This window comes from Leucobacter chromiireducens, from assembly GCF_003917135.1.
GTDB lineage: Bacteria > Actinomycetota > Actinomycetes > Actinomycetales > Microbacteriaceae > Leucobacter > Leucobacter chromiireducens_A.
The window spans coordinates 37653-58362 of sequence record NZ_RPDI01000018.1 but is presented as its reverse complement, the minus strand read 5'-3'; the positions used below and the strand labels follow the sequence as shown (position 1 = coordinate 58362).

Below are 20710 nucleotides of genomic sequence, written 5' to 3'. Positions count from 1 at the left end.
CGGGGAGCTGCGGGGCACACGCCCCCCGGCGCGTCGAATTAGCTGAGTCCGGCCGCCGCGGCGCCGAGCGCCACCCGCTCGAGCGGCAGCGCCCGGTCGATCGTGAACTGGCCGAGCACCCGCGTGCCGATGTAGAGCACCGCGGTCTGCCCGGGGGCGACGCCGAGCAGCGGCTCCGCGTGGGCGAGGTCGATGTCCACGACGATCTCGTGCGTCGCGTCGGCGCGGTGCTGCTCGGTGCGATCCTGATCAGTGATTGCTTCCAGGCGCGCCGTCGCGGGGACCGGGTCAGCATGCGCGCGAATCTGCACCTCGCACGCGAACTCCTGCTCGGGATCGAAACCGGGCGTCCCGGCCCAGCTGAACCGGCCACCGGCGATGCGCGAGATCTCGAGCTGCTCCTTCGGGCCGACGACCACCTGGTTGGAGACCGGGCGGATCGAGAGCACGTAGCGCGGCCTGCCGTCGGGTGCGGGGCGCCCGAGCTGGAGTCCGCGCCGCTGCCCGACGGTGTACCCGTGCGCGCCGTCGTGCGTGCCGACCACGTCGCCGTGCTCGTCGAGGATCTCCCCCGGCGTGCGCGTCACGTGCTCGGACAGCCAGCCGCGCGTGTCCCCGTCGGGGATGAAGCAGATGTCGTGGCTGTCCGGCTTCTGCGCGACCTGGATGCCGCGCTCCGCGGCCTCCGCGCGGATGAGATCCTTCGACGGCGTGTCCCCGAGCGGGAAGTAGCAGTGCGCGAGCTGGCGCTCGGTGAGCACGCCGAGCACGTACGACTGGTCCTTCGACCACGCGCTCGCGCGGTGCAGTTCGCGCCCGGCCGCGGTGTCGATGATCGTCGCATAGTGTCCGGTCGCCACCGCGTCGAAGCCGAGCGCGATCGCCTTGTCGAGCAGCGCGGCGAACTTGATCTTCTCGTTGCAGCGCATGCACGGGTTCGGGGTGCGGCCGGCGGCGTACTCGGCGATGAAATCGTCGACGACGTCCTCCTTGAACCGCTCGGAAAGATCCCACACGTAGAACGGGATCCCGAGCAGGTTCGCGGCGCGCCGCGCGTCCATCGCGTCCTCGATGGTGCAGCAGCCGCGCGAGCCGGTGCGCACGGTGCCCGGCATCCTGCTGAGGGCGAGATGCACCCCGACGACCTCGTGCCCGGCCTCCACCGCGCGCGCCGCGGCGACCGCGGAGTCGACGCCTCCGCTCATAGCTGCCAGAACTTTCACCAGAGTATTCTAGGCCAGTCCGGCCGATCGTGCCCGCGCAAGCGCGTCGGGGAGCGCGGCGAGCAGCTGTTCGATGGCTGCGGTCTCGGTGCTGGGCGCGAGGGTGAAGCGCAGCGCGCCAGCCGCCTCCGCTTCGGGGACGCCGAGCGCACGGAGGACGTGCGATGGTTCGGCGACCCCGGCCTGGCAGGCCGAGCCGACAGACACCGAGACTCCTGCGGCGTCGAGGAGGAACACGAGCGAGTCGCCCTGGCAGCCGGGGAACGTGAAGTGGGCGTTGCCCGGCAGCCGCTCGGGGCCGGGCTCCGGCCCGCGGAGCACCGCGCTCGGGTCGATCGCGCGGATCCCGCCGATCAGCTCGTCGCGCAGTTGACGCAGCCGCGCCACCGCGGCTGGGCGCGGTGAGCCGTCCGCGGTGAGCGACTCGGCGAGCGCTGCGGCGAAGGCCACCGCGCCGGCGACGTCCTGGGTGCCCGAGCGCCCGCGCTGCTGGGTGCCGCCGTGGAGCAGCGGTTCGATCGGGGCGTGCCGGGACAGCAGCAGCGCGCCGACGCCGACCGGGCCGCCGATCTTGTGCGCGGACACGCTCACGGCCGCGGCGCCGGATGCCGCGAAATCGATCGGGATCTGGCCAAGCGCCGCGATCGCGTCGACGTGCGCCGGGATCCCGGCCGCCGCGGCGACCGCGCACAGCTCGGCGACCGGCTGCACCGTGCCCACCTCGTTGTTGGCCCACAGGAACGAGACGAGCGCGACCTCGCCCGGCCCGGCCTCCGCGATCGCTGCGCGGAGGGTGTCGGGACTGAGCCGCCCGGCGGCGTCGAGCGGCAGCCAGGTGAGCGTGGCCCCCTGCGTGTCGCGCAACCACTCCGCGGCCTCGAGCGTCGCGTGGTGTTCGCCGTCGGCGACGAGGATCGTGGCGCCGGATCCCGCGCGGCGGCGTCCCCAGAACAGCCCCTTCAGCGCGAGGTTCACCGACTCGGTGCCCCCGCCGGTGAGGATCAGCTCGGCGTGGTCGCAGCCGAGCGCACCGGCGATCTCCGAGCGCGCAGTCTCGAGCCGGTCGCTCGCCTCCTGCCCGTGCGCGTGCGTGGACGCCGGGTTGCCAACGGTGCGCAGCGCGTCAAGATACGCCGCTGCCACCCCGTCCGACATGGGCGAGGTGGCAGCGTGATCGAGGTAGGCGCGCACGGGATTCAGTGCGGGATCAGTAGAGCAGGTTCGCGAGCCGACCGCGCGCGGCGATCACGCGCGGATCGGTGACGCCGACCACCTCGAAGAGTTCGAGCAGGCGCTCGCGCACGATCGCGCGGCCGTCGGCGTCGCTCGCCGCGAACAGCTCGAGCAGGCGGAGGAAGGCGTCCTCGATGTGCCCACCGGACACGTCGAGGTCGGCGACGGCGAGCTGCTCGGCCACGCCGAGCGGGGCGGCCGCGGCCGCGGAGCGGATGTCGTCGGCCGAGCGGCCGCTCAGGCGGTGGAGCAGTCGCATCTGCACGAGCGCCGCGCGCGCCGCGTGGTCGGCAGGGGCCTTCGCGAGCACCGCCTCCCACTCGGCGATCGCGGTCGCGAAGTCGCCGCGTTCGCCGGCCTCAACCGCGGCGAGGTGCGCCTCGGGGACCTGCGGCTCGGCCGGCTCCTCGGGTGCCTCGCCGGCGTCGGGCGCGGACACGCGGCCGGTGACGCCGTGCTGCTCGGCGAGCTGCAGCAGCTGCACGAACAGTTCGCGCAGCTGCGGCTCGGGCTGCATCCCTTGGAAGAGCGGGACCGGGCGACCGCCGACGAGCGCGACAACGCTCGGCACGGTCTCGGCTTGGAACGCCTGCGCGAGCCCGGGGCTCGCATCGACGTCGACGCGCGCGAGCATGACGCGCCCCTCGAGCTCGCGCGTAATCTGCTCCAGCACGGGGGTGAGCGCCTGCGCAGGCTCGCTCCAGGAGGCGCCGATCACGAACACGATGGGCACGACGCTCGACAGCTGCGCGACCTGCTCAAACGCGGCATCGGTGACGTCCATCACGAGCGATGGCACGTCGACCACGCGCGCGTCGGCACCGCCTCCGGCCGGCGCTCCCGCGCCAGCCGCGCCGGGGGCGGCTCCTGCGGCCCCTGCGGCGCCCTGCTGCGTGCGCGACACGAGGTGGCTGAGGTCGACCCCGCCGCCTGGAATACGTTCTGGCATCTGCTGCGCCATGATTAGTTCCTCACTCCCACGAGCTCGCTCGTGACTCCGAGCAGCTCAATCTTGGTTCCGGCGGTCTTGCTTGGCACGAAGAACAGCATCTGGTGCGCGACCTCCTGGATGAGCTTGTCCTGCTCACCGCTCAGGCCGGAGAGCGCGGTCACGGCGTCCTTCGCCTGTGGCTTGTAGCGCCCACCGTCGGCGTCGACGATCTGCTCCTCGATGACGGTCGTCGCAACGAGCGCGCCACCGGCGCCGGTGGACAGCGCGACCGGCTTCGCGTCCCCCTGCTTCGCCTGGACGGAGAAGCGCATGGTCTGCCCCTTGTCGTCCGAGGCGGCCTGCGCCTCGGCCGCGCGTGCCTTGCCGTAGCTGTCGAGCAGGGTGTCCGTCTCTAGATCGAAGAGCTCCGCCTGCTCGGCGTCCTTCCCGTTCTGCAGCAGCGCGGCGTACGCTTCCCCTACCTTGCCCGGCGCGAGCATGAGCGTCTCGATGTCGTTGGACAGGAGGGCGGTCCCGTCCTCGGCGGGCGCCGCCTGCGGCATCGAGATGCCACCGCGCAGCGCGATCACGCGCGAGACCAGGTAGTTCTCGTGCGCGGTCTGCTGCGTGAGCACGAGCGCGAGCGACGGCGATGCCGGCGCGTCGCTGGCCTCGTCCGCGGCGCCGGCCGCGTCGGCGCTGTCGCCGCCCGCGGTCGAGGCGACGGTGACGAACAGCGTGCGCGGCCAGCCCTCGGTGCTCTGCACGAGCTGGTAGTCGAGTTCCTCGTCGGTGATCCGTGGCGGCAGCACCGCGTAGTCCGGCTGCTTCGCGCGGATCTTGTAGTTGGCGGCGCGCTGCGCGAGCGCGTCGCCGGTGAAGCGCTCGGCGAGCAGCGTGGCGTCGAGCTCATCGTCGCTCAGCCCAGCGGTCTCCGAGACGCGCTGCACGATTCGATCCAGCTGGCCCTCGGTGACGGGCACCGGGGCGACCGCCGACGCGGTCGGGGCAGGCGTCTCATCGACCTCGGCCGCCGCGTCGAACTGCGGCCAGTAGCTCGCGGAACACCCGCTGAGGCCGAGCGCGACAGTCAGGCCGAGCGCGGGAAGCGCCGCGCGCCGGAGCGCAGGGGTGCGCCCGCTCGGCCGAGCGGTGCGCTGCGCTGGCGCCGTATCGGGTGCGGCGCTCCCGTCCTTCGGCGCGCCCTGATCCTGCGCTGCGGGTTCATCCTGCGGCTGCGACGGCGTCTGCGTCTGCGGCGCGCTCTCCGTGCCGCGCCCGCCGCGCGAGAACGCGTTGCGGATGCCCTGCAGCGGGCCCTTCCTGCCGCGGCGCGGTCCGAGCCCACGCCGATCGTGGTCCACCGCGAGGAGGTACAGCAGACCGCCGACGATCGCGAGCACGCCGCCGGCCGCAAGCAGCGGCCCGGCCCACGGGGTGTTGCGATCCTGTGCCCAGACGAGCGAGACGTCCTTCGGCACCGGCTGCGTGCCGTCCGAGGCGATGAGGACCGACTGGTCGGCGGCGAGCGACACCGGAACGCGCAGCGTCTCCGTCTCGGTCCCGGTTCCCGCCTCGTCGATGACGCGCTCCTCGAGCCACAGATCCGAGCCGCGCGGATCAAGCCCGGCGCTCGGGGCCTCGGCGTCCGCGGCCGACTCGCTCGCGGCGGCATCAGCCGGCGCCGTGTCGATCGCCGGCGCGATGAGCGCGCTCAGCAGCTTCTTGCCGCTCGTGTCCACCGACAGCTCAGCGTGCGAGAACGGCTCGACCCAGCCGCGCACGTCGCGCGTTGCGCCGGTCGCGACGAATGCGTGCTCACCCTGCACCACGACGTTTGCCTGCCCAGGCACCTTCGCGAAGTCCGCGCCGTCGATCACCGCGTACGCGGTCTCGGACTTCGTATCGACCGGGAAGCTGATCTCAGCCGGCCCGGCGAGAAAGGTCCGCTGGCCCAGGCCCAGAATCAGCAGCACGCCCGAGAGCGCGAGCGTCGCAATAGCTAGCACGTATCGCACGTGAGCTCCTCCACATGTGTTCGTCGGGGACATGCCCTGAGGCGGTGGCCTCGGGTACGCACAACGGCCCCCTCATCGCTCCACGCTACCGGAGCTTTCCGTGTGGCACATGCGGAACCGCTCGATATTTCCCCCTGCAGCTGCGGAGATCGCTGCGCAGCGCCCCCGGAAGTGAACTATCATGAACCCTTACAAGCCTGCGCAGCCACACGGTCAAATCCCCCTTAGTTGACGTGCGCGCGGGAACGCCCCCAGGTTCAGATTCCGGAGAACACGTGTCCGAAGCAGCCCAGCCCTTCTCCCCAGCCTTCCGCGGCTACAACCGCGAGGAGGTCGATGAGCGGCTCGGGGCACTGACGGGACACGTCGCCACGCTGCAGTCGCACCTCGAGGCCGTCCAGGCGGCGCACCAGCAGGCCACCACGCTGGGGCAGGAGCAGCGCCAGCTGATCGCCGAGCTGCAGGAGCAGGTCGCTGAGCTGGGCGCGAGCGGGTACTCCGGGCTTGGCCTGCGCGTGGAGAAGAGCCTCCAGGTCGCTGAGGATCACGCGCAGCGGCTCATGGCACAGGCCGACCTCGACGCGGAGAAGCTCCGCCGCTCCTCCGAGGAGGAGAGCGCCCGCGTGCTCGCCGCCGCGCAGCAGCGCGCCGACGAGCTCATCCGCTCCGCGTCCGAGCAGGCCGAGGTGCTCATCACAGGCGCGCGCACCGACACGGCCGCGCAGGATGCCGCGGCGAACGCCGAGCGCGAGCGACTCGTCGACGAGGCGCGGCGAGCGGCCGAGCTCACACGCAGCTCGGCCGAGCGCGAGGCCGAGGCCGCGCGGGAGAGCGCTCACCGCAGCGCCCAGGCCGCGCTCGCCGCGGCGCAGGCCGAGGCCGAACGCGTCACCGCCGAGGCGCGCGCCGCGGCCGAGGAGCTGCGCGACGAGACCGAGCGGAAGTCGGTGGCGCTCGCGCGCCAGCTCGAGGAGCACACCCGCGAGGCCGAGCTCGAGCGCGCGCGACTCGCACGCGAGGGCGAGCGCGCACGCGCGGAGTTCGCCGCAAGCCGGCAGCGCGAGGAGGCCGAGCAGGAGGAGCGCTTCACCGAGCGGAACCGCCAGCTCGAGGCCGAGGCCGACGCCGAGCGCCGGGCGCTCACCACCGAGATCGAGACGCTCCGCGGGCGAATCGCCCAGGAGCGAGCGGAGCACGACACCGCGCTCGCGACCGAGCGCGAGCAGCACGACCGGCGCATCGCGTTCGAACAGCAGACGCACCAGGATCGCGCCGCGCAGGAGCGCGCGGAGCACGAGGCGGCCATCGCGCGCGAGCTCGAGGCCCACCGCGCCGAGCTCGCTACGCTGACCGATCAAACAAGCCGCGAGCAGGAGCGCCTCACGGCACTCGCCACGCAGGAGCGCAGCGACGAGCGGAGCGCGCTCGACGCCGAGCTCGCGAGCGCGCGCGAGGCGCAGGAGCAGCTCCTCACGGGCGAGTTCGACGCGCATCGCGAGCGGATCAGCGCCGAGCGCGCGGAGCACGACGCCGCCATCGCGCAGGAGCGCGCGGCCCACGAGGAGTCGGTGCGCGCGGCGCGGGTCGCACACGAGGCACGGCTCCGGGACGAGCGCGACGCGCACGACACGCGCATCGCGGCCGAGCTCGACACCCACCAGCGCCAACTCGCGAGCGAGCGCGAGGCGCACGACACCGCGATCGCGAGCGAACGTGAGGCGCACGACACCGCACTCGCCGAGGAGCGCGCCGAGCACGACGCGAAGATCGCCGCGGAGCGCGACGCGCACGAGCAGCATCTCGCCGCAGAGCGAGCCGAACACGAGCAGCGGATCACCGCCGAGCGCGACGCACACGAGGCGCGGCTCGACGCCGAGGCGACGGCGCAGGCCGACCGCATCGCTGAAGAGCTCGCGGCGCACGAGGCCACCATCACCGCCGAGCGTACGACCCACGAGGAGCGCATCGGCGGCGAACTCGCCGCGCACCAGGACCGGCTCATCACGGAGTGGGACGCGCACAGAGCGCAGATCGCCGCCGCCGCGAGTACGCAGGCCGAGGAGCTGAACGCCGAGCGCGAACGCGCGGCGCAGCTGGCGGAGCGCGAGCGCGCGGCGCACGAGGCGCACCTCGCCGACACCGCCACCGTGCAGGAGGAACGACTCGCGGCGCAGCTCGCCGCGCACCAGCAGCAGCTGGCCGATGAGCTCGCGGCGGAGACCGAACGCGCCAGGATCCTGCGCGAAGAGGCGGCGGCCGCGCTCGGACTCGAGCGCGAGGAGCTGGAACTGCGGATGGAGCGCGAGCGCGCGCAGCTCACCGCCGACCTCGCGCGGGAGCGCGAGGAGCACGACCGCTCCATCGCCGCGGCGCTCGCGCAGCACACCGAGGAACTGCGCGTCGCGCGCGAGACGCACGAGGCAGCGATCGCGCGCGAGGTCGCGGCCCAGCGCGCTGCGGTGACCGAGGAGACCGACCTGCTCCGCGCCGACACGGTCGCCGAGCTCGCCGAGTACCGCGCGAGCGAGGAGGAGCAGCTCGCGGCGCAGCGCGCGGAGACCGAGGACCGGTTGCGCGAGCTGCAGGCCGAGATCGACACGAGCAGGCGTGAGTTCGCGCTCAGCTCGACGCAGCAGCGCGAAGGGCTCGAGCAGGATCTCGCCGAGCGCCAGCGCACCGCAGCGGAGGCGGCGGAGCGCGAGACCGCGGCCGTCTCCGCGGAGCTCGCCGAACTGCGCGGCCAGCTCGACACCGCGCGCGCCGAGTACGAGGTCATCACCCGCGATGCCGCGCAGGAGGCAAGGAACACGCGCGCCACCGCCGAGCGGCAGGCGGCGGAGATCATCCTGGAGGCCGAGCGCCGCGCGCAGACCACCTTCGCGGCCGCGGAGGATCGCGCCGCACAGGTGCTCGCGGCGGCCGAGGATCGGATGACGCAGCTGAAGGTCGAACGGGGCGCGGTTGCGCGCTACTTCGAGAGCCTCGGCGAGGTCATCACGAACGCGCAGAAGATGAGCACCGTCGCGGGACGCCTCGTCGACGCCCCCGTCGCCGACGCGCTCACGAGCGACGATGCGATGAGCGCGCAGGCGGACGTCGCCACGTCCGGCTCCGATGATCGTGCGTAGGCGAGCGCCCCGCTCCCCCTCTGACAGACTGGACTCATGACACTTACAGCCGCAGCAGACGGTTCAGCGCTCGGAAACCCCGGCCCGGCAGGATGGGCGTGGGTCGTGGACGATCAGCAGTGGCGCGCCGGTGGCTGGCCGAAGGCGACGAACAACCAGGGCGAGCTCATGGCCGTGCTGGATCTGCTGCTCGCGACCGCCGACCGCGCAGACGAGGATCTCCTGATCATCTGCGACAGCCAGTACGTGATCAACTCGGTGACGCAGTGGATGCCCGGGTGGAAGCGTCGCGGCTGGCGGAAGGCAGACGGCAAGCCCGTGCTCAACCGCGAACTGCTCGAGCGCATCGACGCGGCACTCACCGGACGCAGGGTGCGATTCGAGTGGGTGAAGGGACACGTCGGCCACCCGCTCAACGAGGCGGCGGACGATCGCGCGCGCGCCGCAGCCACGGCGTTCAAGGCCGGGCGTGCACCGGAGGAGGGCCCGGGGCTCGCCGACGCCGCACCGCGCACGTCACCACAGCTCGACGTGTCGGAGGGACCGGCCGAGCCAACGCTGTTCTAGCGGTGCCGGCCCGCCTCGGCTCAGGCCAGGCGCCAGCAGTGCGCGTGGTAGTGCCTGCGATCCTGCACCGCGGCGCTGTCCCCGAACAGATGCTCCGCTGACCAGGCGACAACGTGCGCCTGGCCCGCGGGGATCGCGGTGCCGCAGTCCGGGCAGCGGTACTCTTTCTCCGCTCGCGCAGCGCTGATGTCACGCACGAACCACTCCCGGCCGCGTCGCGAGACGCGCTGCGCCCCGCCGTGCGCGAGGCGAGAGACGTCGCGCAGCTCAGTGGGCTGCGCGCGGCGATGCTTCCGCGGCATAGCTGTGTCGGATCACCACCAGTGGTTGGCGGTCCAGAACGCGTAGGCGTCCTTCCAGCTCCCGTAGCGGTCGGTTGCGTAGCCCGAAGCCCAGCGGAGGTTGTCGACGGGATCGTAGCCGTTCCCCGGCACCTTCGAGCAGGGGTACGCCTGAATGAGGCCGCACGCACCCGAGCTCGCGTTCGTCGCATTCGGGTTCCAGCTGCTCTCCTTCGAGGCGATGAAGTCGACGTAGCCCCAGTCGCCCTCGGCGATGCCGGCTGCCGCCATCCACTCGGCCGGCGATCCGCCGCCGGTGAACTTGGGCGGCGCGCCCACCTCGGTAGCGGCGCCGTCCGGTGACTGGCCGGCCTCCTCGGCGGCCTTCTTCGCCGTCTCAGCGTCCTTCTTCGCCTGCTCCGCGGCAGCCTTCTCGGCCTTCCGTCGCTCTTCCTCCGGGTCAGGAAGCTGCACCACGGGCACCTCGGCGTACACGAGGTCGGCCTCCGGGGACTCGTTCGGGATGAACTCCTGGTGGATCCGCTCCTGGAACTCCTGGTACGCGAGCGCCTCGTCGCTCGCCTGAGCGCTCGGCAGCGCGAACGGGGCGATCACTGCCGCGCCAAGGAACCCGGCGACGGCAAGCCCGGCGATGGGGGCACGGAGCCGGGATCGACGAGACGCGGAGGAAGAGTTCAGGGAAGCCACAATGTAACGATTCTATCTCAGCATCGACGGATGGACAACGGCGGTGACGGGATTCCCAGTCGCGCGGCGCGCGCGGTGCTACCGGGTCGAGAGGATCAGCTCGACGACCCCGTCGAGCAGGGCATCGACCTGATCCTCGCTGTAACCGCGCCACTGCGAATGGAACACGACGTCGCGCACCTCGGCGGGGCTCAGCTCGAGCGCGCGTCGCTCGAACATCTCTGACACGCGATCCAGGAACGCGTCGACCTGTGAGCGACGGTAGCCGGTTGCGAAGAGGCCACGACGGCGGAACCGCCGGCCGCGCGGGCGCTGGATCCTCCCACGCACCTCGGAGAGCAGGGCCCTGGTCTCGTCCCACCAGGCATCCTCGCCGGCCGCGCGCACCTTGGCACGGCGCTCGCGCTCGAAAAACACTTCCTCGAGCCGATCCAGCGCAGCGTCAACGTAGCGAGACGAGTACCCCCCGCGCTTCATCGGGAACGCGGTGTGGCGAATGGCCTCGGCGGTGAGCGGTGCACCGTCCGCCGCCCCCTCGTAGGCGGCACGCGCGCGCTCCAAGAACGCGTCGACGGGCTCCTGCGTGTAGCCGAGCTGGGAGCCTGTTGCGAGAGGAAACGCTGTGTGCACCACCCCATTGTCGCGTGACGACGCTCGGGAATTCTGAGAACGCGCGGACATCACACCACCCCGAGCACGAGCGCGACGCCGTACACGCCGACGGCGGACGGGAGCAGCGAGTCGAGCCGGTCGAGGAACCCGCCGTGGCCGGGGAACCAGGAGCTCATGTCCTTCACACCCAGGTTGCGCTTGATGAGCGACTCGGTGAGGTCGCCCCCCGTCGCGGTGAACAGCACAACGACGCCGAGGATGATGCCCACCCACCAGGGCTGCTCGAGCGCGAAGATCGCCACCGACACGCCAACCGCCATCGCGAGCACCGCGGCGCCAAAGAAGCCCTCCCAGGTCTTGTTCGGGCTGATACGCGGCGTCATCTTCGTTCGCCCGAGCGTCACGCCGGCAGCGTACGCGCCAACGTCGACGGACACGACGATCGCCACGAGCGCGAACACCCACCACTCGCCGCGCTGACCGTCGATCAGCAGCACGGCAAAGGACGCGAGGAACGCGACGTACACGAGCGTGAAGAGCCCGGAGAACACGTCGCGGATCAGCGTGCGCGGCGGCGTCTCCCACGCGGGGAACAGCCCCTCGACGAGGCGCCACAGCGTGAGCAGCGCCGAGCCGGCGAACAGCCCGAGGAGCATGCCCTCGGCCCCCCAGAAGAAGGCGCCGCTCACCACGACGAGGCCGCCCAGCACCACGCCGACGCGCGGCACGCGGCGACCCGACACGCGGAACGCGCTCGCCAGCTCGACGAGCGCCACCGACACGATCACGGCGACCAGCCCGACAAAGACCTCACGCATGAGGAACAGGCTCGCGACGAAGATCCCGCCGAACGCGAGTCCCGACAGGATCGCGAAGAAGAGGTTGCGGCCAGCGCGCGCCTCAATGCGCGCGTTCGTCGCTTCGAGCTGCGCACGCTTCGTCTCGAAGACGCTGCGCAGCTCGTCGCGACGGTCGGAGCCGGTCATGCGGCTCAGACCTCCAGCAGCTCAGCTTCTTTGCGCTTCAGCGCATCATCGATCTGCTCGATGAACTGCTTCGTGACGACCTCGAGCTCCTTCTCGGCGCGGGTCACCTCGTCCTCACCGATCTCGCTCTTGAGCGCCTCGAGATCGTCCTTGCCCTGACGGCGGACGTTGCGGATCGCGACGCGGGCATCCTCGGCACGCCCCTTCACGATCTTCACGAACTCCTTGCGACGCTCCTCCGTGAGTTCGGGGAGCGCGACGCGGATCACGGTTCCATCGTTCGAGGGGCTGGCCCCGAGGTTCGGCATGTCGCGGATCGCCTGCTCGATGTCCTTCATCGCGCCCTTGTCGTAGGGCGTGATGATGAGGCTGCGCGCATCCTGGTTCTGCACCGACGCCAGCTGGGGCAGCGGGGTCGGGGTGCCGTAGTAGTCCACCTGCAGGTTCTGCAGCAGCGCGGGGTTCGCTCGGCCGGTGCGCACCGAAGCGAAGCCGTCCTTCGCGGACTCGACCGCGCCGTTCATGCGGTCCTTAATATCGACGAAGACCTCTTCGATCACGGTGCTCTCCTTCTGTGTTGCCGGACTGAGTCAAGCTTAGCGGTGAACGAGCGTGCCGAGTTTCTCGCCACGGATCGCCGCGGTGACATTGCCAGCCGGCTCCATGCCGAACACGCGCATCGGCATGCCGTTGTCCATGCACAGGCTGAAGGCGGTCGAGTCGACGACCTTGAGGCCCTGCACGAGCGCCTCACCGTACGTGATGTCGTCGATGAGCGTTGCGCTCGGATCCTTCGCCGGATCGGCCGTGTACACGCCGTCGACGCCGTTCTTTGCGACGAGCACCTCCTCGGCGTGGATCTCCAGCGCGCGCTGCGCCGACACCGTGTCGGTCGAGAAGTACGGGAGCCCAGCGCCGGCGCCGAAGATCACGACGCGGCCCTTCTCCAGATGCCGGATCGCGCGGAGCGGGATGTAGGTCTCGGCGACCTGCGTCATCGTGATCGCCGACTGCACGCGCGTCTCAACGCCAGCCTGCTCGAGGAAGTCCTGCAGCGCGAGCGCGTTCATCACGGTGCCCAGCATGCCCATGTAGTCGGCGCGCTCGCGATCCATGCCGCGCTGGGAGAGCTCGGCGCCGCGGAAGAAGTTTCCGCCGCCGACGACCACCGCGACCTCAGCGTGCTCCATTGCTGCCGCGATCTCGCGGGCGATCTGGCTCACGACGTCGGGGTTGACCCCGAGCGTTCCCCCACCAAAGGCCTCGCCAGAAAGCTTCAGCAGCACTCGACGCTTACGGTCTGCGGTCTCAGTCATGTGTGGTCTCCTTCACGGGGCACGGTGGGTGAAAAATGTGGGGGGGGCCTCAGCTGAGGCCAATACTAGTGCGGGCATAGCACGGGACCCGGGCCAAAATGGCCCGGGTCCCGTGACTACCAGTTAGGCGCCGACCTTGCTGCGTGCGAAGCCGGTGACCGTGATGCCGGCCGCCTCAGCGACCTTCTGCACGTCGCGCTTCTCGTCGTCAAGCGCGTGGACCTGCTCGCCGAGCACGACCTGCTTGAAGAACGCGTTCAGACGCCCCTCAACGATCTTCGGGAGCGCAGCCTCAGGCTTACCCTCGTTCTTCGAGATCTCGGTGACGATCTCGCGCTCCTTCTCGACGTCAGCCGCGGGAACCTCGTCGCGCGTGACGTACATCGGATCAGCGAACGAGATGTGACGCGCGATGCTGAGTGCAGCCTCTGCGCCGTCGCCCTCGTAGCCAACGACCACGCCGATCTGCGGGGGCAGATCCTTCGAGGTCTGGTGCAGGTACACCGACGTGGCCGGAGCCTCGACGCGCGTGACCTTGCGGAGCACGATGCGCTCGCCGATGATGGCCGACTCGTCAGCGATCACGTCGGCAACGGTCTTCCCGTCAGCCGGAGCCGCGAGCGCCTCCTCAGCCGTGGCAGCGTTCGCCGCGGTGATCGCGTCGAGGACGCGATCAGCCAGGGCAATGAACTTCTCGTTCTTCGCAACGAAGTCGGTCTCGCACACGAGCTCGATCATCGTGGCAGCGCCCTCGGTCTGGCGGACCGCGACGAGACCCTCGCTCGCCTCGCGGTCGCCGCGCTTCGCGACGCCCTTCAGGCCCTTGAGACGCAGGATCTCAATCGCCTTCTCGATGTCGCCCTCAGCCTCGACGAGTGCGTTCTTGCTATCGAGCATGCCAGCGCCGAGACGCTCGCGCAGCTCCTTCACAGCGGCCATGCTTACTGCAGCCATGTGTGACTCCTTCTGAGTGGTTCTGAACGTGTTGGGGGAACCGAATTACTCGGCGGCGGGGGCAGCAGCCTCGGTCGCCTCAGCAGCGGGCGCCTCGACGGCCTCAGCAGCGGGTGCCTCGGTGGCCTCAGCGGCGGGGGTCTCTGCACCGAGCAGCTCGACCTCCCACTCAGCGAGCGGCTCAGCAGCGGCCTCGCCAGCCTCGGGCTTCTGGTGGCGCTCCATGAGGCCCTCAGCAACGGCGTCAGCGATCACGCGGGTGAGCAGCGCAACCGAGCGGATTGCGTCGTCGTTGCCCGGGATCGGGTAGGTGACCTCGTCGGGATCGCAGTTGGTGTCGAGGATCGCGATCACGGGGATCCCGAGCTTCTTCGCCTCGTCGATCGCGAGGTGCTCCTTCTTGGTGTCAACCACCCAGAGCGCCGAGGGGGTCTTGCCCATGTTGCGGATGCCGCCGAGCGACTTCTGCAGCTTCTCGAGCTCGCGCTTCTTGAGGAGGAGCTCCTTCTTGGTGAAGCCGCTCGTGGTGCCCTCGAAGTCGAGCTGCTCGAGCTCCTTCATGCGCTCGAGGCGACCGGTGACGGTCTGGAAGTTCGTGAGGAGGCCGCCGAGCCAGCGCTGGTTCACGTAGGGCTGGTTGACGCGGGTCGCCTGCTCAGCGATGGCCTCCTGGGCCTGCTTCTTCGTGCCGACGAAGAGCACGTTGCCGCCGCGGGCAACGGTGTTCTTCACGAACTCGTACGCGGCATCGATGTAGCCGAGCGACTGCTGCAGGTCGATGATGTAGATGCCCGAGCGCTCGGTGAAAATGAAGCGCTTCATCTTCGGGTTCCAGCGGCGGGTCTGGTGTCCGAAGTGGACGCCGCTGTCGAGCAGCTGGCGCATGGTAACGACGGCCATTGCCGTTCTCCTGTTCTGCGTGCCCCACTGGGCACGCGCTTTCGGTTTATTCGACCGCGACTGCGATCAGATCCTGGTGCCCTCGAGCCCCGCCGCTTCGATCAGAAGAACCGAAGACCGGTGGCGGTGCGCCGATGAGTGGGCACGCGAAGTCACCTCTTTCGAGGTGCGTTGACCAGTGTAGCATCCGGCGCCCCACCAGACCGCACGCTGCGCCGCCATTCGCGTGTCGGTGTTGGGGTGTGGGTGGGGGGGTGGGTGGGGTGTACATGGCGCGCGCTCCCCCGCTCACAGTCCGCCGCTGTCTCCCGCGTCGTGCGACCTGTCCACAGTCTCGCATCTGCGCGCCCCCGCCCCGCGTGTTCCGGGGACACTCGGGAGATGGGCTCCTCTTCTCTTTCTGCCGGATCAGCGCCGCGCACGCTGTCGCTCGGCGTGCTCGGCACGCTTGGCGCGTTTCTCCTCACGGTGTCCCCCGGCGCGAGCGCGCGCCCGCCGCCGCTCGCGCCGAGTGCCACGGGCGCGCCGGGCGCGCAGCACACCGACGCGGCGCTCTGGCGCTCCCCGCTCGCCGGGGCGCTCGACGTGTCCGGGGCGTTTCGCGCACCGGAGACGCCGTACACCTCGGGACACCGCGGCGTTGACCTGCCCGCGGTGCCTGGCGAACTCGTCTCCGCGCCGGCCGCGGGAACGGTGACGTTCGCCGGCACGGTGGTCGACCGTCCACTGGTCTCCGTGCGGGTGGACGACGCGACGGTGTACTCGCTTGAGCCGGTATCGAGCACGGTGACGGCCGGGCAACGGGTCGTCGCCGGCGCCCAGCTCGGTGAGGCGGCGCGCGGCGGGCACTGCGCCGCCGAGTGCGTGCACCTCGGTGTGCGTGTCGACGACGAGTACGTCTCCCCCATGCGCTTCCTGCTGGGCCGGCCGGTGCTGCTGCCCTGGCGGGACGCGCCGGCGGCCCTGGCGGAGTGAGCGAGCTGGCGGAGCAAGCGAGCTGGCGGAGCGAGTGAGCTGGCGGATCGAGCGAGCTGGCGGAGCCCCGGATTGCAGCGAGTTTGATCCGGAATCACGAGCGGTACGTGGATCAGACTCGCTGCAACTCTGCGGGAGGGGGTGACGGGCCCGGCCGGCGGCGGCTATGCCCGCGGGTGCGCCTGGCGGTAGCGCTCCGCGAGGCGCTCCGTCGAAACGTGGGTGTACACCTGGGTGCTTGCCAGGCTCGAGTGCCCGAGCATCTCCTGGACAACGCGGAGGTCGGCGCCGCCGTTCAGGAGGTGGGTGGCGGCCGTGTGCCGGAGCGTGTGCGGGCCGCTCGGGCCGCCGCCTGGCTCCTGCTCGAGCTCCTTCGCGACGAGCCGGTAGACCGCGCTCGGCGTGAGCCCCGTGCCGGCCGCCCCAAGGAAGAGGTGCGGATCCGGCTGCGCGGCGACGTTGTGCGCAGCGAGCGCCGGGCGGGCGGTTCGCAGGTACACGGTGAGGGCGCGGTCCGCGGGGCCACCATAGGGCACGACGCGTTCCTTCCCCCCTTTGCCGAGCACACGGACGGTGCGCTCCCGCTGGTCGAGGCCCGCAGGGGTGAGCCCGCACAGCTCGGAGACCCGCAGCGCGGTCGCGTAGAGCAGCTCGAGGACCGCGTGATCGCGCTGCGCGTTCGGATCGCCGCCCGCGGCCCGCCGCCCAACGCGCGCGAGGATGCGCGCAATCTGCTCGTCCCCGAGCACACGCGGGAGTGCGCGCGGCGCCTTCGGCGTGCGCAGGCGGGACGCCGGGTTGCCGGGGACGTGGCGCGCGGTCTCGAGCCACCCGCCGAACGATTTCAGGGTGGCGACGTTGCGCGCGAGCGTGCTCTGCGCGAGGCCGCGCTGCTGCCGATCCCAGAGCCAGGCGCGCATGAGTTCAAGGTCGCACTCGGCGAGCTGCGTCGCGCCCACGCTGGTCGCAAAGTCGGTGAAGTCACTCAGGTCACGGCGGTACGCGCGAACCGTGTGCTCGGAGTACCCGTACTCCGCCCGCACCGCCGCAAGAAACGCTGCGGTGGCGGTCGTGAGTTCCATGCTCCTATTCTCGCAGGTGCAGCGTCCACCGCTGTGGTTCCTCCCCCCGTGGCTGCCTGCGCTGCACGCTGCCCAGGAGTTCGAGCTCCGCGAGCGCGCCGTGCGCCTCGCGCGCTTCGACACCCGCGAGCCTCGCGAGCTCGTCAACGGTGCGACTGCCACGCAGGGGCAGCGCATCGAGAACGCGCCGATGGAGGTCGGGCTGCCGTTCCTGCTCGGCGCCCGCGTCGTCCCGCTGCGAGCCGGGGCTCGCCAGCCACACGTCGCCGGGAACGGCGATGAGCTCCGCGAGGTCTCGCTCGCCGGCGACGAGCGCAGCGCCGTACTCACGGATCAGGCGATGACAGCCGGCCGACGCCGCGCTCGTGATGGGGCCGGGCACGGCGCCGAGCGGCCGCCCGAGCGTTGCTGCGTGCCCGGCCGTGTTGAGTGACCCGGAGCGGGACCCGGCTTCGGTCACGAGTGTTGCGTCGGCGAGCGCGGCGATGAGGCGGTTGCGCTGCAGAAAGCGCCACCGGGTTGGCGCGGTGCCGGGAACCAGCTCCGAGCACACCGCACCCTGCGCACGCACCTGTGCGAGCAGAGTGTCGTGCGCGGCCGGGTAGACGCGGTCGGCGCCACCGGCGAGCACCGCCACCGTCGGCCGCGCTGCGGCGAGCGTGGTGCGGTGCGCCACCGCGTCAACCCCGTACGCCGCCCCGGAGACGATGGTGCGGCCACCCGCCACGGCTGCCGCGGTGAGCTCAGCGGTGACGTCGGCTCCGTAGTTCGTGCAGGCGCGTGCACCAACGACCGCGAGCGAGGGAGCGCTCAGGCAGCCGATGGAGCCCCGAAGCCAGAGCATGTGGGGCGCGTGCGGCCCCAGGTCGCTGAGCTGCCCTGGCCAGGCGGGGTGCGCAGGGGTCACGACGCGCATGCCCAGCGCGAGCGCACGCTCGATATCGGCCGCGGTCTCCGTGCCGGCGAGCCGGGGACGCCATCGACGCAACGCCGCGGCCACGACCGGCTGCGTGAGCGAGTCACCCGCGTCGTGCTCGGCGTCGCGCAGCGCCGCGAGACAGCTGCGCGCGGGTGCGTCGTTCACCAGGAGGGCGAGCGCTGCTGACGCGCCCAGTCGCGCAATGAACTCGCCGGCGGTCGCGTCGCCGGGTTCTGTGAGTCGTGACCACACGATCCGCGCGAACAACTCGGCGCACTCCGCGTCGGAGAGCGCCGCGTCCCCTGCCTGACGATCGGGCGCGGCCCACAGCCGTCTGAGCTGCGCGAGCGTTGCGGCGTCGGGTCCGCGCAGCTCCCCTCGCCCCCGGCCCGTCACTGTGCACCCCCGGTGCGGAGCGCGAGCGCCTCGGCGATCTCGGCGCGGCGCGGGCGACTCCGGCCCGCGAGGTCAGCGACGCTCCACGCGACGCGGAGGACGCGGTCGTACCCTCGTAGCGTCAGCGCCCCGCGGCTGAGCGCGCGATCGAGCACCGCGGTGTCGGCGGGCGGAAGGCGCAGCGTGGAGCTCCGCAGCCAGTCGCCAGACACCTCGGCGTTGACACGCCATCCGGTCCTCGCGAGACGCTCGCGTGCGCAGGCACGCGCCTCAACGACGCTGGCGCGCAACACCTCGCTCGTCGGCGCTGCGATCGGTGACGCGGCCCGGTGCGCGAGCGAGACACGACGCAGCTCAAGCTGCAGGTCGAGCCGGTCGGCAAGCGGTCCCGAGATGCGCTGCTGGTAGCGCACACGCGTGCTCGGCGTGCAGCGACACTGCAGTGCGGGATCTGGCGAGTTCGCGTTGCCGCACGGGCAGGGGTTCGCGGCGAGCACGAGCTGCACGCTGGCCGGCAGTACCGCGCGGAGCTGCGCGCGGTGAATCTCGACCCGCCCGGATTCGAGTGGCTGCCGCAGCGCTTCGAGGACCTGCCGCGAGAACTCGGGCGCCTCGTCGAGGAAGAGGACTCCGCGGTGGGCACGGGTGAGCGCGCCGGGGCGCACCGCTGCCCCGGATCCGCCCCCGATCACCGCAGCGGCCGACGCGGTGTGGTGCGGACTCTCAAACGGCGGCGTGCGGATCAGCCGAGTGAGCGCGACGCCGCTCCCGAGCGAGGCGATACTGCTCACCTCCAGTGCTTCGTCGTCGGTGAGCTCCGGCAAGATCGTGGGGAGCCGCGAGGCGAGCAGCGTCTTGCCGGCCCCTGGCGGGCCGAGCAGCGAGACGTGGTGGCGGCCAGCTGCCGCAACCGTGAGGGCGGCGACCGCTTCCTCCTGCCCAAGGATCTCGCTCAGGTCGGCGTGCGCCTCTGCGCGCTGAAGCGTCTGGCCGACGCCAGCGGCGGTGACCAGGCGACCGCACCCCGGCGTGCCCCGATACCATCCGACGGCATCGCGCAGGTCGCGAACCGCGATCACCTCGATTTCGGGAACGAGCGCCGCCTCGCTCGCCCCGTCCTCGGGAACCATCACCCGCGCGAACCCGAGCACCTGCGCTGCGACGGTAAGCGAGAGCAGTCCGGCTGGCCGCCGCACATCGCCGCCCAGCCCCAGTTCACCGAGGTGCGCGGTCTCGGGGAGTCGGTCGCCGTTCAGGTGCCCGGACACGGCGAGCACCGCGAGCGCGATGGCCAGGTCGAAGCCTGAGCCGTGTTTCGGAAGCGCAGCGGGACGAAGGTTGACGGTCACGAAGCGGTCGGCGAGCGGGAGGCCGGCCTGCGCGGTCGCGGCGCGCACCCGCAGCTTTGACTCGGCGAGCGCCGTGTCGGGCAGCCCGATGATCGCCATGCCGGGGAGCTGCTGCGACACTGCGGCCTCGACCGTGATGGCGGTGCCACGCACGCCGGTGAGCGCAATGGAGGAGGCCCGGCACACGCTGGCGCTCATCCGATGCCTCGCAGATGCTCAATCTGCGGCGCCGCGTGCGTGCGCAGCACGATCCCGATCGCGTCGATGCGCAGCGTGTCCGCCGGCTCGCTGTGCAGGCGAAGCCACTCGCCGAGCAGGAGCCGCAGCCGAGCCGTCTTCCTGGGCGTCACCGCTGAGAGCGGGGTGCCGTACCCCGTGCCGCGCCGCGTTTTCACCTCCACTGCGACGAGCGTCTCGCCGGCGCGCACGACGAGGTCGAGCTCTCCGCTGCGACTGCGCCAGTTGCGGTCGAGAATCGTGCAGCCGCGCTCAACGAGGTACGCTGCGGCGAGCGCTTCCCCGTACGCGCCGAGTGCCTGGTTTCGCGCCGCGCGCTCGGCTCGCGCGGCGGCCCCTGAGTGGGTGTGCAGTGCGGGTGTCATGGAGCACCTCCTGCCGCTATCCTCGGCGGTGCGGTGCTCGGCGGGCGGCCTGATCCCGATCTGGTGGAAAACTCAGTCGAAGTCGCAGGAAGCGGGCGCCTGTGAGCGAGTGCCGGGCGGCACTGGCGCGATACCGCGCAGCCGGGACGCCACCCGCGCGAGGATGCTACTCGTCGAGTGCGAGCTCCTGGGGCAGCGAGAACTCGCGGGCCGAGAGCTCCTCAACGTTGACATCCTTAAACGTCAGCACGCGCACCGACTTCACAAAGCGGTCTGCGCGATACACATCCCACACCCACACGTCGCTCATCGACAACTCAAAGTAGAAGTCGCTGCCGGCGTCCTGCCGCTGCAGATCAACCTCGTTCGCCAGATAAAATCGGCGCTCAGTTTCGACAACATAGCGGAACTGGCTCGCAATATCGCGGTACTCGCGAAACAGCGACAGCTCGGCCTCGCGCTCGTAATCGTCCAGCTCGTCCTCGTTCATCCAGCCCATCCTACGCCGTCGCGGCTGACCTCGCTCCGCC

At 71.2% G+C, this 20710-nt stretch carries 20 protein-coding genes; 3 read left to right on the top strand and 17 right to left on the bottom strand.

What is annotated here, in order from left to right; all coding sequences use genetic code 11:
* Positions 1–38 precede the first annotated feature (38 nt).
* The 4 genes from mnmA to EGM46_RS09810 are packed head-to-tail and all read right to left on the bottom strand — an operon-like array spanning position 39 to position 5405.
* Positions 39–1223: a tRNA 2-thiouridine(34) synthase MnmA gene (mnmA, locus tag EGM46_RS09825; RefSeq protein WP_241156281.1), complete on the bottom strand. Its 1185-nt coding sequence runs from the start codon at positions 1221–1223 to the stop codon at positions 39–41.
* A 9-nt stretch (positions 1224–1232) separates the two neighbouring features.
* Positions 1233–2414, bottom strand: coding sequence for a cysteine desulfurase family protein (locus EGM46_RS09820; protein ID WP_125099975.1), 1182 nt, complete (start codon positions 2412–2414; stop codon positions 1233–1235).
* 16 nt (positions 2415–2430) lie between these two features.
* Complete coding sequence (locus tag EGM46_RS09815; protein WP_125099974.1) at positions 2431–3417, bottom strand: tetratricopeptide repeat protein; 987 nt, start codon at positions 3415–3417, stop codon at positions 2431–2433.
* A gap of 2 nt (positions 3418–3419) precedes the next feature.
* Positions 3420–5405, bottom strand: a complete 1986-nt coding sequence (locus EGM46_RS09810) for a glycosyltransferase (protein WP_125099973.1) — start codon at positions 5403–5405, stop codon at positions 3420–3422.
* A gap of 275 nt (positions 5406–5680) precedes the next feature.
* On the opposite strand from EGM46_RS09810, the gene EGM46_RS09805 reads away from it, so the two are divergent.
* Entirely contained in the window at positions 5681–8533 is a 2853-nt protein-coding gene (locus tag EGM46_RS09805; protein ID WP_125099972.1) for a hypothetical protein, read from the top strand.
* 36 nt (positions 8534–8569) lie between these two features.
* Complete coding sequence (locus EGM46_RS09800) at positions 8570–9100, top strand: ribonuclease H family protein (RefSeq protein ID WP_125099971.1); 531 nt, start codon at positions 8570–8572, stop codon at positions 9098–9100.
* 20 nt (positions 9101–9120) lie between these two features.
* On the opposite strand, the gene EGM46_RS09795 is transcribed toward EGM46_RS09800, so the two are convergent.
* From EGM46_RS09795 to rpsB, 8 genes are all read right to left on the bottom strand, one after another.
* Positions 9121–9402 (bottom strand): ATP/GTP-binding protein, encoded by a 282-nt coding sequence (locus tag EGM46_RS09795; protein ID WP_125099970.1) that lies wholly within the window; start codon positions 9400–9402, stop codon positions 9121–9123.
* Between the two features lie 12 nt (positions 9403–9414).
* Positions 9415–10089 carry a transglycosylase SLT domain-containing protein gene (locus EGM46_RS09790; protein ID WP_241156280.1) on the bottom strand — a complete coding sequence of 225 codons (675 nt, stop codon included), beginning with the start codon at positions 10087–10089 and terminating at the stop codon, positions 9415–9417.
* Positions 10090–10167: 78 nt separating this feature from the next.
* Entirely contained in the window at positions 10168–10719 is a 552-nt protein-coding gene (locus tag EGM46_RS09785; protein ID WP_241156279.1) for a DivIVA domain-containing protein, read from the bottom strand.
* A gap of 50 nt (positions 10720–10769) precedes the next feature.
* On the bottom strand, positions 10770–11687 hold the full coding sequence (locus EGM46_RS09780; RefSeq protein WP_125099968.1) for a phosphatidate cytidylyltransferase: 918 nt from the start codon (positions 11685–11687) through the stop codon (positions 10770–10772).
* Between the two features lie 5 nt (positions 11688–11692).
* Complete coding sequence (frr, locus tag EGM46_RS09775) at positions 11693–12247, bottom strand: ribosome recycling factor (RefSeq protein ID WP_125099967.1); 555 nt, start codon at positions 12245–12247, stop codon at positions 11693–11695.
* A gap of 36 nt (positions 12248–12283) precedes the next feature.
* Positions 12284–13003: a UMP kinase gene (gene pyrH / locus EGM46_RS09770; protein ID WP_125099966.1), complete on the bottom strand. Its 720-nt coding sequence runs from the start codon at positions 13001–13003 to the stop codon at positions 12284–12286.
* A 123-nt stretch (positions 13004–13126) separates the two neighbouring features.
* A complete protein-coding gene (gene tsf, locus EGM46_RS09765; protein ID WP_125099965.1) occupies positions 13127–13957 on the bottom strand; it encodes a translation elongation factor Ts in 831 nt (276 codons plus the stop codon).
* 45 nt (positions 13958–14002) lie between these two features.
* On the bottom strand, positions 14003–14857 hold the full coding sequence (gene rpsB / locus EGM46_RS09760; protein ID WP_125099964.1) for a 30S ribosomal protein S2: 855 nt from the start codon (positions 14855–14857) through the stop codon (positions 14003–14005).
* Between the two features lie 381 nt (positions 14858–15238).
* Between rpsB and EGM46_RS09755 the strand changes: the two genes are divergently transcribed.
* Complete coding sequence (locus EGM46_RS09755; RefSeq protein WP_125099963.1) at positions 15239–15832, top strand: M23 family metallopeptidase; 594 nt, start codon at positions 15239–15241, stop codon at positions 15830–15832.
* A gap of 164 nt (positions 15833–15996) precedes the next feature.
* On the opposite strand, the gene EGM46_RS09750 is transcribed toward EGM46_RS09755, so the two are convergent.
* The 5 genes from EGM46_RS09750 to EGM46_RS09730 all read right to left on the bottom strand — a co-directional run bounded on the left by EGM46_RS09750 (position 15997) and on the right by EGM46_RS09730 (position 20670).
* Complete coding sequence (locus EGM46_RS09750) at positions 15997–16914, bottom strand: tyrosine recombinase XerC (protein ID WP_125099962.1); 918 nt, start codon at positions 16912–16914, stop codon at positions 15997–15999.
* Between the two features lie 4 nt (positions 16915–16918).
* Positions 16919–18229 carry a DNA-processing protein DprA gene (dprA, locus tag EGM46_RS09745; protein ID WP_241156278.1) on the bottom strand — a complete coding sequence of 437 codons (1311 nt, stop codon included), beginning with the start codon at positions 18227–18229 and terminating at the stop codon, positions 16919–16921.
* On the bottom strand, positions 18226–19776 hold the full coding sequence (locus EGM46_RS09740) for a YifB family Mg chelatase-like AAA ATPase (RefSeq protein ID WP_125099961.1): 1551 nt from the start codon (positions 19774–19776) through the stop codon (positions 18226–18228). The genes dprA and EGM46_RS09740 overlap by 4 nt, the downstream gene beginning before the upstream one ends.
* Positions 19773–20180, bottom strand: coding sequence for a YraN family protein (locus EGM46_RS09735; RefSeq protein WP_125099960.1), 408 nt, complete (start codon positions 20178–20180; stop codon positions 19773–19775). Before EGM46_RS09735 ends, EGM46_RS09740 begins: the two co-directional genes overlap by 4 nt.
* 166 nt (positions 20181–20346) lie before the next feature.
* Positions 20347–20670: a DUF2469 domain-containing protein gene (locus tag EGM46_RS09730; protein WP_125099959.1), complete on the bottom strand. Its 324-nt coding sequence runs from the start codon at positions 20668–20670 to the stop codon at positions 20347–20349.
* Between the last annotated feature and the right edge of the window lie 40 nt (positions 20671–20710).

What these genes read in the sequence shown, in the direction of transcription:
- EGM46_RS09815 (WP_125099974.1), bottom strand. Translation starts at nt 3,417, where the DNA reads ATGGCGCAGCAGATGCCAGAACGTATTCCAGGCGGCGGGGTCGACCTC.
- EGM46_RS09800 (WP_125099971.1), top strand. Translation starts at nt 8,570, where the DNA reads ATGACACTTACAGCCGCAGCAGACGGTTCAGCGCTCGGAAACCCCGGC.
- EGM46_RS09795 (WP_125099970.1), bottom strand. Translation starts at nt 9,402, where the DNA reads ATGCCGCGGAAGCATCGCCGCGCGCAGCCCACTGAGCTGCGCGACGTC.
- EGM46_RS09780 (WP_125099968.1), bottom strand. Translation starts at nt 11,687, where the DNA reads ATGACCGGCTCCGACCGTCGCGACGAGCTGCGCAGCGTCTTCGAGACG.
- pyrH (WP_125099966.1), bottom strand. Translation starts at nt 13,003, where the DNA reads ATGACTGAGACCGCAGACCGTAAGCGTCGAGTGCTGCTGAAGCTTTCT.
- tsf (WP_125099965.1), bottom strand. Translation starts at nt 13,957, where the DNA reads ATGGCTGCAGTAAGCATGGCCGCTGTGAAGGAGCTGCGCGAGCGTCTC.
- rpsB (WP_125099964.1), bottom strand. Translation starts at nt 14,857, where the DNA reads ATGGCCGTCGTTACCATGCGCCAGCTGCTCGACAGCGGCGTCCACTTC.
- EGM46_RS09755 (WP_125099963.1), top strand. Translation starts at nt 15,239, where the DNA reads ATGGGCTCCTCTTCTCTTTCTGCCGGATCAGCGCCGCGCACGCTGTCG.
- EGM46_RS09750 (WP_125099962.1), bottom strand. Translation starts at nt 16,914, where the DNA reads ATGGAACTCACGACCGCCACCGCAGCGTTTCTTGCGGCGGTGCGGGCG.
- EGM46_RS09740 (WP_125099961.1), bottom strand. Translation starts at nt 19,776, where the DNA reads ATGAGCGCCAGCGTGTGCCGGGCCTCCTCCATTGCGCTCACCGGCGTG.
- EGM46_RS09735 (WP_125099960.1), bottom strand. Translation starts at nt 20,180, where the DNA reads ATGACACCCGCACTGCACACCCACTCAGGGGCCGCCGCGCGAGCCGAG.
- EGM46_RS09730 (WP_125099959.1), bottom strand. Translation starts at nt 20,670, where the DNA reads ATGAACGAGGACGAGCTGGACGATTACGAGCGCGAGGCCGAGCTGTCG.